The following is a 12,840-nucleotide window of genomic DNA, read 5'->3' on the forward strand; positions in this document are numbered from 1 at the left end:
CGCCATGGGCTCCATGTGCGTCGGCGCGCGCGCGAAGCGTAACGAAGCGTGACCCTCGGCGTGCGCAGGGCCGCCGGATATCAAGCGAGACGCTCCCGCCTCCCCCGACCTCCCGTACCCGGATCAGGCGGGCATTCGCCCGGCCGTGTCAGACCGAGGACGTCACCGCCGGCGCCAGTGCCGCCGACTTCCCCGCCGGATGCGACGGGTTGCGGAAGCGGAGTTCCCCGTCCGGCGCCGCATCGGGCGGCGCCATGCCGAACATCTCCATCCGCGACGCGCAGGCCGCGGCCACCACGCGCCGCGCCGCCGGCTCGGTCAGGAAGCGGCGCGCTGCGCCTTCCAGTTCCAGGGTCTCGCGCAGCGACCGCCATTCGCCCTTGTCGAGGTCGTCGACGAACATCGACAGGATGCCCGGGACCGCGCCGGTCAGGCGCGATTCGGCGGCGAGCCGCATGCGGGCCACGACGGCCCCGGCCACCGCGTTCTCCCGCCCCGCCCGCGCCGCCATCACGAAAACCGATCCGCCCCGCGGCCCGGCCGTGACGGCCAGATGCGCCTCGGGCCCGAACTGTTCGCGCAGCGTGCGCGGCAGGGCGGTGCCGGCCTGGGCGCCGGCCAGCAGCAACGGGTCGAGCTTCAGCACGGCGTCGGCGCTGGCGTCCTGGCGCTTCTCGGCCGCCAGCAGCGCCATGATGCGGGCATGCAGGCCGGCGGCCTGGTCGGGGCCGGCCAGCCCCTCGGGCAAGGTCATCTTCAGCAGGTAGCGGCCGGGATGCGCGGCGAGCCAGGTCTGCAGCTCGGGATGCACGCGGTCCACCAGCGCGCACCAGTCGCCGCGATGCACCGGCCGGCCGTCCTCGGCCGACACGGTTTCGCAAACGACCTCGGCCACCGCGCCGTCGCGCGCGATGCGCAGGTCGAAGGGCGCATCCTCGGCCAGGCCCGCGAATTCCACGGCGAAGCCGCGGGCGCGATGCAGCGCGGCCGTGCGCAGCAGGTGGAACAGCGGGATCAGCGTCTGCTCGCCGGTCAGGCCTTCCAGCACCAGGGCGCGCAGCCGGGCGCGCGGCCCCTCGGGCAGCGTGCGGGCGAGCTTGACGGCGTCCTGCGCGAAGGCGAGCACGCGCCGTTCCGCCAGGCCGAGCCGGGCACCGGGCGCCGCGGCACGCGCCAGCACGAATTCCAGCGCATGGCGCTGCTGCGCCGCGCGGCCTGACAGCGTTCCCGCCTGCGCGCGCTTCGCGAGGTCCGCCAAGCGCGCCGCCCAGGCCCGGCTGCCCGCGATCCTCACGAAGGCAGCGGGGACGGTCGGTTCGGGGCGCGGATCGGCGAACGGCATGGCGTACCTTCCAACGGCCGCGGCCCGAAGCGGGGCCGCGTTATGACGCCGACGGAAACGCCGGCGCTCGACTTGGTTTGCCTAGCCATCCTCATGCGCCCTGCCGCGAGGGGAGGGCGCCATGACCGGTCTTTATGCCGGTCAAGTGGTCTATCCGGGCTGCGGGGTCGCGCGTCAAGCACTCCCGCGGCCGCGGGCCTCAGGTGACGAAGGCGAGCGCACCGGTGAACTTCAGCGCCGGCTGGTCGTCGCCATCGACGACGGGATAGTAGAACGGCAGCCCGGTTGGCTGTTGCAGCCCGTGCGCGGGGTCGAGCACGGTGAAGCGGTCCAGCGCCGCATCGGCATGCGCGATGACGACGAAGTGACCGACCACGGTCGAGGCGACCTCCCATTCCGCGAAGGCCAGCGCCGGGCGCCGTGGCTGCACCCTGCGGTGCAGGGCGGTGCGGAACTGGCCGCCATCCGTGATCGTCTCCTGCACCGCGTTGAGCCCCATCTGGCGCAGCACCCGCGTCAGGTTGCCGATCTCGGCGCCCTTCTGGGCGTTCCAGGGCTTGTCGAACATGCGGCTGAGCGCGATGACGCCGCCCTCATCGGCCTCCGGGTCGCGGTCGCGGACGTTGGCCCACATGATGAGGCAGCAGGCCGGCCCGCAGGTGGTCTGCGTGGATTGCCGGCAGGTGCGCCAGCGGGCGCCCCGCGTGTCGGTCACGATGGTCATCCTCGCCATGGGTCGTCCTCCTGCCCGCCGGCAGGTTGCACCCGTTCCGGCGCGACGCGTGTGATGCGTTTCACATCGCGCCGGAGGCGTGTCCGCCACATCCGCGCCGGAGGCGCGGCCGCCACATCCCGCCGGAGGGGCGGCCGCCAAAGCGCGCCGGGAGCGTGCCCGTCACATCACGCGAAACGCGCGGCCGTCAAAGCGCGCCGATGGCGCGCAGCACGATGCCCTCGGTCAGGATCTGCGGCAGCACCTCGGGCGCGCCCGCGCCGGGGCGATACACCAGGTAGAGCGGCACCCCGTCCCGCCCATGCGCGCGGATCAGCGCGCCGATCGCGGCATCGCCGCCGGTCCAGTCGGCCTTGAGGTAGGCGACGCGCTGCGCCGCGAAGGCCGCCTGCACCGAAGCGCCGCGGAGCGCCACGCGCTCGTTGACCTGGCAGGTGATGCACCAGGCGGCGGTCGCGTTCACGAAGACGGTGCGTCCCGCGGTGCGGAGCGCGGCGACGCGCGCCTCGCTCCAGGCCTCGGCGCCGGGGCCGGGGGCGGCGGCCTCGGCCGGCGCGGCGGCGATCCGCGGCAGCAGCGCCAGCGCGCCCGCGAGCCCCAGCGCCGCGGCGGCCAGGCCGATCCGCGACCCGCCCGCGCGCTGCGCCTGGCCGAGCGCCCACGCGCCGAAGCCCAGCATCACGCCGCCCGCCAGCACGCCCAGCACCGCATCCGGCCCCGCCTGCTGCGCCAGCACCCAGACCAGCCAGGCAGCCGCTGCATACATCGGGAAGGCCAGGCCCTGGCGCAGCCGCTCCATCCACGGGCCGGGCCGCGGCATCCGCGCCGCCAGCCCCGGCGCGACCGCGAGCAACCCGTAGGGCGCCGCCAGCCCGAGCCCGAGCGCCAGGAACACCGCCATCGCCGCCGCCGGTGCCATGGCCAGCGCGGCACCCAGCGCCGCCGCCATGAAGGGCGCCGTGCAGGGTGTCGCCACCAGCACCGCCAGACCGCCCGTCGCGAAGCTACCCAGATGCCCGCGCCGCGCCGCGACGCCCGAACCCGCCCCGACCGCGCCACCGAACCCGAAGACGCCCGACAGGTTCAGCCCGACCGCGAGCATCAGCCAGGCCATGGCCGCGACGAAGCCTGGCGCGGTGAACTGGAAGCCCCAGCCCGCCGCGGCGCCCCCGGCGCGCAGCCCCAGCATCAGCCCGCCCAGCGCCGCGAAGCTCAGCAGCACGCCCGCCGTGTAGGACAGGGCATGCGCCCGCACGTGCCCGCGCGCCTCCCCCGACATCCGCGCCAGCGCCATGGCCTTCATGGCCAGCACCGGGAAGACGCAGGGCATCAGGTTAAGGATCAGCCCGCCGAGGAAGGCGAAGACGGCCGCCTGCCAGAGCGGCATCGCCGCCGGCACCACGGCCGTGACCGGCGCCGCGACCTCATAGGCCAGCCGCCGGCCGCCGCCGTCGGTCAGCAGCAGCACGCCCTCGACCGCGGTCGGCGCGCCGCCGGGCGCCGGCACCAGCCGGAGGTCGAGCCGCCCCGGCGCCACCGTCAGCCGTTGCGGCGCGGCGTGGTCGATCATGCCCGCCGCGCCAGCCAGGAACACGGCGTCGCGCACCGTCTCCCGCCCGATCCCCGGGCCTTCCAGCGTCAGCACGCCGGCGCCGCCGCCGAACCCCGCCCGCGCCTGCCAGGGGGAGGCCAGGGGCCGCGCCGCCTCGGCCGCCGCGAACAGGGGCGCGGTGGCCGGGTCCGGGCGGGGCGCGGCCTCGACCGGCAGGTCGATGCGGAAGGTGCCTTCCTCGGGGATGCAGACCTCGGCGCAGACGAGCCAGGTCGCGCGCGCCGTGACGGGCAGCGTGCCGCCGACCGGCAGGCCCTCCGGCAGGCGCACCGGGAAGGGCAGCAGCACCTCGTCGTGATAGCCGTAGTTCACGAGCGGCCCGTATTCGATCCGTTCCGGCGCCGGCCAGGCGATCGGCCCGGCCACGGCGCCCGCCGGCAGGTCGGGCAGGATCTCCGGCGCCGCCCCGGCATCCCCCGCATGCTTCCAATAGGTGTGCCAGCCCGGCGCCAGCCGGAGCCGCAGGCCGAGCATCACCGTACCGCCCGGCGCCACCGCCGCCTGGTCGGCCATGAGGGCCACCACGGCGCGGTCCGAACGCACGGGCTCGCTCTCGGCCGCGAGGCCGAGCGCGGGCAGCAGGGCGATCAACGCGGCAAGCAGGCGTCCCATGGCCCCATAGAACGGGCGCCCGCCCCGCCACCGCAAGGGCGAAGCCCGGTGACGGACCCGCAATCTTTGCGCCCCAGCATGGCGCCATGCGCCCGATCGCCTTCGCCCTGCTGATGCTCGCCCCGCTGGCCGTGGCCGCGCAGGCGCCACCCGCCTGCTCCCGCGCACGGGAAGGACAGCTTTCCTGCATGACGGGAAAGATGTGCGAATGTCGCTTCGAACGCGGCGGCAGCATGACCGGCCGGCCGGACCGCTTCACCTGGGATTGCGGGGTGATGCGGCCGAACTGCCCGCCGGACCCGACCATCGCGCCGGGCCAGGACGCGCCACCGGTGGGGATCTGGCTGCAGCCTCGGCCGGGGCGTCAGTAGCGCGGGCCTCTCCCGACAGAGGCGGAAGGAAGGTCGGGGGAGGTGAACCTCCCCGGAACACCCTCCCTTCCTTGGCACCTGGCGCCGCCCGTCGAAGGTCCGCGCCAAATGCCAAAGAAGGTTGAGGGGGGGCCGGAGAGAGAAGTTTCCTTCTCCCCCCGCCCTTCTTCGACCCGCAGGCGCGGCCATGGCATACTTTCCCCATGGCAGACGACACGACGCCCCCCGAACCGGCGCGGCGGGCGGCCGCCGCGCCCTCCCAGCGCCTCGACGCGGTCCTGTTCGACATGGATGGCGTGGTGGTCGACACCGCCGGGCTGCATGCCACGGCCTGGAAGCGGCTCCTCGATCCCGTGCTCGCCGCCGCGGCCGCCCGCACCGGGAAAGAGGTCGCCCCCTTCGACAAGATGGCGGACTACCTCCGCCACGTGGACGGCAAGCCGCGCCTCGCGGGGCTGCGCGCGCTGCTCGACGCACGCGGCGTCACGCTGCCCGAGGGCGAGCCCGCCGACGGGCCCGAGGCCGACACCCTGCACGGCCTCGCCGCCCGCAAGAACGCGATCTTCCACGACCTGCTGGCGTCGTCCGAGATCCGCCGCTTCCCCGGCACGCTCCGCCTGCTGCGGGACCTGCGCGCGGCGGGGCTGCGCCTCGCGATCTTCTCGGCCAGCCGCAACGCGGCGCGGGTGCTGGACCGCGCGGGCGTGGCCGGCCTGTTCGACGCCCGCCTCGACGGCGCCGAGGCGGCATCGCTGGGCCTGCCGGGCAAGCCCGACCCCGCCATGCTGCTGGCCGCCACCGGGCGGCTCGGCGCCGCCCCCGGCGCCACCGCCGTGATCGAGGATTCGCAGGCCGGCGTCGCCGCCGCGCACGGGGGCGGCTTCGCGCAGGCGATCGGCCTCGACCGCGGCGGCAATGCCGAGGCGCTCGCCGAAGCGGGCGCCGGCATCGTGGCCGAGGATGCCGGGGAACTCGCGCTCGACGCCGCCGGGCGCCTCGCGCTCCGCCGCATCGCGACCCTGCCCGAGGCCGATGCGGCGGCGGAGGCAGCGCGCCTCGCCGGCCGTCGGCCCATGGTCTTCCTCGACTACGACGGCACCTTGAGCCCGATCGTCCCCGACCCCGACAAGGCCCTGCTGCCGGGGTCGATGCGGGACGCCCTGGCCACGCTGGCCCGCACCTGCGACGTCGCCGTCATCACGGGCCGCGACCTCGCGCAGATCCGCCGCCTGGTCGACCTGCCGGGGCTCATCTACGCCGGCAGCCACGGCTTTGAGATCGCCGGCCCCGAGGGCTGGGGCGAAGGGCTGGAGCGCGGCACGGAATTCCTCCCCGCGCTGGACGCCGCGGAGGCCGCGCTGCGCGATCGCCTGGCGCCCATCGCGGGCACGCTGGTCGAGCGCCAGCGCTTCTCGCTGGCCGTGCATTACCGCCACGCCGCCGCCGATGACGCGCCGCGCGTGGCCGGGATCGTGCGCGAGGTGCTGGCCGAGACCGGCAGCCTGCGCGCCGGCGCCGGCAAGATGGTGCTCCGCATCCAGCCCGACATCCCCTGGCACAAGGGACACGCGGTGCGCTGGCTGCTCGCCCGTGCCGGGGACCGCGTGCCGGTCTTCGTCGGCGACGACGTGACCGACGAGGACGCCTTCCGCGAACTGGCCGGGGAGGGCCTGACGCTGGTGGTGCGCGGGGAGACGGACCGGCCGACCTCGGCCGACCTCGCGCTCGCGGACACCGAGGCGGTGCGAGGCTTCCTCCTCGCCCTTGCCGCGGCGCTTGCCTCATGACCGGCTGGGTCTTCGCCTGGGACGGCTACGACCCGGAGGTGGAAGGCCGGCGGGAGGCGCTCTGCACGCTCGGCAACGGCGTCTTCGCGACGCGCGGCGCGGCGCCCGACAGCGCGGCCGACGGCATCCACTACCCCGGCACCTACCTGGCCGGCGGCTACAACCGCCTGGCCTCGGTCATCGAGGGCCATGCGCTGGAGAACGAGGACCTGGTCAACCTGCCGAACTGGCTGCCGCTGACCTTCCGCATCGACGGCGGCGCGTGGTTCGCGCTGGACGCCGTCGAGATCCTGTTCTTCCGGCAGGAACTCGACCTGGCCGCCGGGCTGCTGCGGCGGGAGATCCGCTTCCGCGACACCGCGGGCCGCACGACGCGCTGGCGGGAACGGCGCCTCGTCAGCATGGCCGACCCCGCGCTGGCGGCGCTCGAGGTCTCGATCACGGCCGAGGACTGGTCGGGGCGCATCACCTTCCGCAGCGGCCTCGACGGCAGCGTGGTCAATGCCGGCGTGCCGCGCTACGCCGCGCTCGCCAGCCGCCACCTGGAGACGCTGGAGGCGCGCCACCTCGGCGCCGACACGCTGTTCCTGGCGAGCCGGATGGTGCAGTCCGGCACCGTCGTGGCGCTGGCCGCCCGCACCCGTCTGCTGGGCGAGGCAGGCGAGATCGCCGCCGGGCGCAGCACCGAGGAGACGGCCGCAGACCAGGTCCACCAGGACATCGCCTGCGACATCGCGGCGGGCGGGACGGTCGTGGCCGAGAAGGTCGTGGCGCTGCATTCCTCGCGCGAGCCCGCCCTCTCGGAGCCCGGCCTCGCGGCCAAGCGCAGCCTGGGCGACGCCGGCGGCTTCGACGCGCTGCTCGCCCCGCATGCGCTGGCGTGGAAGCACCTCTGGGAGGAATGCGACATCGCACTGGACAGCGAGGGGAATTCGCAGACGGAGCTCAAGCTCCGCCTCGACATCTTCCACCTGCTGCAGACCGTCTCGCTGCATGGCGCGGACCGCGACGTGGGCGTGCCGGCGCGCGGCTGGACCGGGGAGGCCTATCGCGGCCACATCTTCTGGGACGAGCTGTTCATCTTCCCGTTCCTGACGCTCCGCCTGCCGGTGCTGACGCGCGCGCTGCTGCTCTATCGCCACCGCCGCCTGCCGGAAGCGCGGCGCGCGGCGCGCGAGGCCGGCCTGCGCGGCGCGATGTACCCCTGGCAGAGCGGCAGCACGGGCCGGGAGGAAAGCCAGCGCCTGCACCTGAACCCGCGGTCCGGTCGCTGGGTGCCGGACACCACCTGGCGGCAGCGCCACATCAACGCGGCCATCGCCTACAACATCTGGCAGTATCACCAGGCGAGCGACGACCACGACTTTCTCTATGCCTACGGCGCCGAGATGATGCTCGAGATCGGGCGCTTCTTGGCCAGCATCGCGACCTACAACCCGGCGATCGACCGCTACGAGATCAAGGGCGTGGTGGGGCCGGACGAATACCACACCGCCTACCCGGATACGCCGGAGGAGGAGGAAGCGGGCCTCGACAACAACGCGTACACCAACGTCATGGCGGCCTGGGTGCTCTCCCGCGCGCTCGACGTGCTGGAACTGCTACCTCAGGCGCAGTGCCGGCGCCTCCATGAACGCATCGGGCTGACGGCGGAGGAGATCGAGCTCTGGCGCGACATCGCGCGCAAGGTCCGCGTGCCCTTCCACGACGACGGCATCATCAGCCAGTTCGAGGGCTACGGGGCACTGAAGGAACTGGATTGGGACGCCTACCGGGCGAAGTACGGCGACATCCAGCGCCTCGATCGCATCCTGGAGGCCGAGGGCGACAGCGCCAATGCCTACCAGCTCTCGAAGCAGGCCGACGTGCTGATGCTGTTCTACCTGTTCTCGGCCGACGAGCTGCGCGGGCTGTTCGAGCAGCTCGGCTACCCCTTCGAGCCCGACACCATCCCGAAGAACGTCGAGTACTACACGGCGCGCACCTCGCACGGCTCGACGCTCAGCCGCATCGTGCATGGCTGGGTCGTGGCGCGGTCGGACCGGCCGCGATCGTGGCACCTGTTCCAGGGGGCGCTCGACAGCGACATCGCCGACATCCAGGGCGGCACGACGCGGGAGGGGATCCATGTCGGCGCCATGGCCGGCACGGTGGACCTGGTCCAGCGCTGCTGGCTCGGCATCGAGATGCGCGCCAACGTGCTGCACTTCGACCCGGCGCTGCCGGCGCCGCTCGGCTGCGTGCGGGCGCGCCTGCGCTACCGGCGCCAGGTGCTCGACATCGTCGCCGACCATGACGTGCTGCGGGTGGAAAGCCGCCCCTTCACGGCCGACCGCGTGACCATCGCCTATCGGCACCACGTGCGCGAGATCGCGCCCGGCGAGCGCTATGAATTCCGCCTGCTGAAGCCCGAGGACCGGAACCGGGACGAGAACCGGCGCGCGGCGGAGTAGCGCGTCATACCAGCGATCGAAGGCCTCGACCGCTGGTACTCGCATGTCCATGCCCTCAAGCGCCGGGCGCAAGCCTCCGGTTCGCTTGGCTTTCGCCGGACTTCCGGCGGGCCGCAGTCGCGGCCGCGGGACGAGTCGAAGCCTCGTGCCGTTCTTTCTGTCCGATCAGGCGGGATCGCCCCGCGCTTCCAAGGCGCGGCCGCACGCGGCATGCTGCGCCGTGGCCTATCTGCTGGAAGCCCTCCTGTTCCTGCTGCCCTTCGCCGCCTACGGGCTGTGGCGGCGCGCGAACCCGAACACCGAGCCGAGCACAATCCTGCTCGTGCTCGGCGCTGTCGGCATCGTGCTGATGGTGGCCGGGTCCTTCTGGTACGGCACGCAGCGGAGCATGCCGCCGGGGACCGCCTACGTGCCGGCGCAGATCGAGGGCGGGCAGATCACCCCCGGCCACGCGGAACCCTTCCGGTGAGCCCGGCGCCGGCCGGGGCGATCCCGCGCCCCGGCTTCCTCGACATCCCGGCCGTCGCGGCGGTGCTGGCCGCCCTGCCGGGCGCGCGCGCCGTCGGCGGCTGCGTGCGGGACGCACTGGCCGGCCTGCCCTCGGCCGATGTGGACGTTGCGGCGCCGCTGCCACCGGAGGAGATCGCCAAGCGCCTCGGCGCCGCCGGCCTCAAGGTGTTCGAGACCGGCCTAGCGCACGGCACGGTCACAGCGGTGCTGGAGCATGTCCCGGTCGAGGTCACGGCGCTGCGGCGCGACGTGCTGACAGACGGCCGCCACGCCGTGGTGGAATGGACGGTCGACTGGCGGGAGGACGCGGCGCGGCGCGACTTCACGATCAACGCCATGTCGCTGGCGCCCGATGGCGCGCTGTTCGACTATTTCGGCGGCCGGGCGGACCTCGCGGCGGGGCTGGTGCGCTTCGTGGGCGACCCGGACACGCGGCTGGCGGAGGACTACCTCCGCGCGCTCCGCTTCTTCCGCTTCCAGGCGCGCTACGGGCGCGGCGCGCCGGACGCCGCCGCGGTCGCCGCCATCCGCCGCGCGGTGCCGGGGCTGGCGCGCCTGTCGGTCGAGCGGGTGTGGATGGAGGTGAAGCGGATCCTGGCGGTGCCGGACCCGGTGCCGGCGGTGGCGCTGATGGCAGAGACGGGGGTGCTGGGGGCCGTGCTGCACGAACCCTGGGACCTGGATGCCCTACGCCGCCTGCAGATGCTCGATGTGTCGGCCGATCCCCTGTTTCGCCTCGTCGCACTGGTCCCGGGCGAGGGAAAGGCCGATGCGGTCGCGCAACGCCTGAAGGCATCCTGGAACGAGCGGATGTATCTGCACCACTACATGCAGAACAGCACGCGCCGGCCGTACGGTGGGGCCATGGCGCTCGTGCCGCCGTTCGACACGGCGGAAAACGCCGCCCGGTGGAGTCTCTTCATCGCCTACTCGGAGGTGCGGAAGGAGGCCGGAGCGCGGGACTTCGCGGACCGCATCCTGCTCATGCGGGACTTCGCCGAACGGGGGGCGCGGCATCGCTATTGGACGGAAGCGAGACGTCACGCCGCGATCCTCCCGGTACCGCATTTTCCGCTCAGCGGCGTCGACGCCGTAGCCGAAGGGGTGCAGCCAGGGCCGCTGATGGGCGAATTGCTCGGCCGGACACGCCTGTGGTGGCGCGAACGCGGCTGCACGCCGACCCAAGACGAATGTCTCGAGGAGTTCCGTCGGCTCCGAGCTGAGCGCCTCGGCGGGGGCGGCGGCGGGGGCGGCGGCGGGGCCGCACTCGGGGGATGAGTGGGGGATCGACCCCGCCGCCTTCACCGGAACGAAACAAGAACTAGCATGGCCGCGCCGCCGGATGCAAGTCCGTTAATGTGACATCGCTGGCCCCGCGCCGGATACCGCCGCCCCGGCTTCCGGGCTATGCCCGGGCCATGGCCCCTGCCCTAGACACCACCGCCCGCGCCCTGCTCGGCCGCCTCTGGCGCGCCTATGTCGCTGGGCATCGCCGCGGCATCGCGGTGGCGTTGCTCTGCACCCTCGGCGTGGCGGGGATGACGGCGCTCTATCCCGTCGTCATCCAGCAATCCTTCGACCTGTTCACGGCCGACCGGCAGGACGTGCTCTGGGTCATCCCGCTGGTCATCGTCGTCGTCACGGCGCTCAAGGCCGCGGCGCAGTACGGCCAGGCAGTCGCGATCCAGGAGGTCGTGCTGCGCGTCATCGAGGCGATCCAGAACGACCTGTTCCGGGCCCTGACGCGCGCCGACCTGGCAGTGGTGGCGCGCGAGGCGCCCGCCCGCCACGCCGCCCGCTTCACCACCGACGCCGCCCTGATCCGGGAGGCGCTGACGAAATCCATCAACGCCGTGGCCGACGCCCTGACCGTCGTCGGCCTCGTGGCCTCGATGGTCTACCTCGACTGGCAGATGTCGCTGGTGGCCGCGCTGCTCTATCCGCTCGCGGTGGTGCCGATCCTGCGCCTCGGCAAGCGCATCCGCCGCGCCTCGGGCGGCATGCAGGAACGGGTGGGGGAGGCCGCCGCGGCGCTGACGGAGAGCTTCGGCGCCGCCCGCGTGGTCCGCGCCTACCGCCTGGAAGCGGCCGAGGAGGCCCGCGCCGCCGGCCTGTTCGCGCGCCTGCGGGAAAGCCTGACCGGCATCGCCCGCACCCGCGCCTCGCTCGACCCGATCCTGGAGGCGCTGGGCGGCCTCGCCGTCGCCGCCGTGCTGGTCTTCGTGGGTTGGCGCGTCGCATCAGGCACCGGCACGCTCGGCGAGTTCACCGGCTTCGTGGCCGCGCTGCTGATCGCCTCGCGCCCCGTGCGCGCGCTCGGTTCGCTCAACGCCGCGCTGCAGGAAGGGCTGGCCGGCCTGACCCGCGTCTTCGGCGTCATGGACACGAAGCGCAGCATCCTCGACGCACCGGGCGCCACCCCCCTGCCCGAAGGCCGCGGCCGCATCGCCTTCGAGGACGTCGGCTTCACCTACGAAGGAGTGCCCGACGCCGCGCTGGCGGGCCTCAGCTTCGCCGCCGCGCCGGGCGAGACGGTCGCGCTCGTCGGCCCCTCCGGCGCCGGTAAATCCACCGCCATCGCGCTCGTGCCGCGCCTCTATGATGCGACGGCCGGGCGCGTGCTGGTCGACGGCGCTGACATCCGGGGCGTCGCACTGGCCGCGCTGCGCGACGCCATCGCCTATGTCGGGCAGGACGCCGTCATTTTCGACGACACGGCGCTGGCCAACATCGCCGCGGGCCGCCCCGACGCCACGCGCGCCGAGGTCGAGGACGCCGCCCGCGCCGCCGCCGCGTACGACTTCATCGTCGCCCTGCCGCAGGGCTACGACACGGTGCTCGGCCCCGGCGGGTCGCGCCTGTCGGGCGGGCAGCGCCAGCGCATCGCCCTCGCCCGCGCGCTGCTGCGCAACCCGCGCATCCTGCTGCTGGACGAGGCGACCAGCGCGCTCGACGCCGAGAACGAGGCCCTGGTGCAGGACGCCCTGGCGCGGCTGCGCGCCGGGCGCACCACGCTGGTCATCGCCCATCGCCTGGCCACCGTGCGCGACGCGGACCGCATCGTGGTGATGGAGAAGGGCCGCGCGGTCGAACAGGGCACGCATGGGGAGCTGATGGCGGCGGACGGGCTCTATGCGCGGCTGGTCCGGACCCAGGCCTTCGCGGGCGGCGGGTAGAGCGGGGGAGGGCTTTGCCCTCCCCAGGAACCCCCACCCACCAAAGGCCGAAGGGCCTTTGGAAACCAATACTTCAGGTCGAGGGTTCCAAGGGCCTGAGGACCAGACGCACGAAGTTCCGACTTTCGGCCCGAAGGGCTGAGGCCGCGACTTCGGCCCGCCCGGCGCTTGAGGGGCACGAAGGTGAAACCTTCGTGCGCCAAGTATCAAGCCCGTGGTGGGGAGAGGTCCGGAGAGGGGCGAA

Annotated in this window: 9 protein-coding genes; 6 read left to right on the plus strand and 3 right to left on the minus strand. The window is 73.8% G+C overall.

Annotated elements, in window-relative coordinates:
- Positions 1–148 precede the first annotated feature (148 nt).
- The 3 genes from E8M80_RS11185 to E8M80_RS26940 form a co-directional block, all read right to left on the minus strand.
- Positions 149–1,342 carry a hypothetical protein gene (locus E8M80_RS11185; protein WP_137125779.1) on the minus strand — a complete coding sequence of 398 codons (1,194 nt, stop codon included), beginning with the start codon at positions 1,340–1,342 and terminating at the stop codon, positions 149–151.
- Between the two features lie 199 nt (positions 1,343–1,541).
- Positions 1,542–2,075 (minus strand): papain-like cysteine protease family protein, encoded by a 534-nt coding sequence (locus E8M80_RS11190; RefSeq protein ID WP_137125780.1) that lies wholly within the window; start codon positions 2,073–2,075, stop codon positions 1,542–1,544.
- Positions 2,076–2,262: 187 nt separating this feature from the next.
- Positions 2,263–4,299 carry a protein-disulfide reductase DsbD gene (locus E8M80_RS26940; protein ID WP_137125781.1) on the minus strand — a complete coding sequence of 679 codons (2,037 nt, stop codon included), beginning with the start codon at positions 4,297–4,299 and terminating at the stop codon, positions 2,263–2,265.
- An 86-nt stretch (positions 4,300–4,385) separates the two neighbouring features.
- Here E8M80_RS26940 and E8M80_RS11200 point away from each other — a divergent pair, with 86 nt between their 5' ends.
- From E8M80_RS11200 to E8M80_RS11215, 6 genes are all read left to right on the plus strand, one after another.
- Complete coding sequence (locus E8M80_RS11200) at positions 4,386–4,670, plus strand: hypothetical protein (RefSeq protein ID WP_137125782.1); 285 nt, start codon at positions 4,386–4,388, stop codon at positions 4,668–4,670.
- 203 nt (positions 4,671–4,873) lie between these two features.
- The gene (gene otsB / locus E8M80_RS25905; protein WP_170979342.1) at positions 4,874–6,457 is read left to right on the plus strand and encodes a trehalose-phosphatase; all 1,584 of its coding nucleotides are present in this window, start codon (positions 4,874–4,876) and stop codon (positions 6,455–6,457) included.
- Entirely contained in the window at positions 6,454–8,910 is a 2,457-nt protein-coding gene (locus tag E8M80_RS25910; protein WP_170979343.1) for a glycoside hydrolase family 65 protein, read from the plus strand. The genes otsB and E8M80_RS25910 overlap by 4 nt, the downstream gene beginning before the upstream one ends.
- 220 nt (positions 8,911–9,130) lie before the next feature.
- Positions 9,131–9,379: a DUF6111 family protein gene (locus E8M80_RS26610; protein WP_240789991.1), complete on the plus strand. Its 249-nt coding sequence runs from the start codon at positions 9,131–9,133 to the stop codon at positions 9,377–9,379.
- Positions 9,376–10,698 (plus strand): CCA tRNA nucleotidyltransferase, encoded by a 1,323-nt coding sequence (locus E8M80_RS11210; RefSeq protein WP_240789992.1) that lies wholly within the window; start codon positions 9,376–9,378, stop codon positions 10,696–10,698. Before E8M80_RS26610 ends, E8M80_RS11210 begins: the two co-directional genes overlap by 4 nt.
- 140 nt (positions 10,699–10,838) lie before the next feature.
- Entirely contained in the window at positions 10,839–12,596 is a 1,758-nt protein-coding gene (locus tag E8M80_RS11215) for an ABC transporter ATP-binding protein (protein WP_137125784.1), read from the plus strand.
- Positions 12,597–12,840: the final 244 nt, after the last annotated feature.

It is taken from the genome of Roseomonas sp. HF4 (genome assembly GCF_005222755.1).
Lineage (GTDB): Bacteria > Pseudomonadota > Alphaproteobacteria > Acetobacterales > Acetobacteraceae > Neoroseomonas.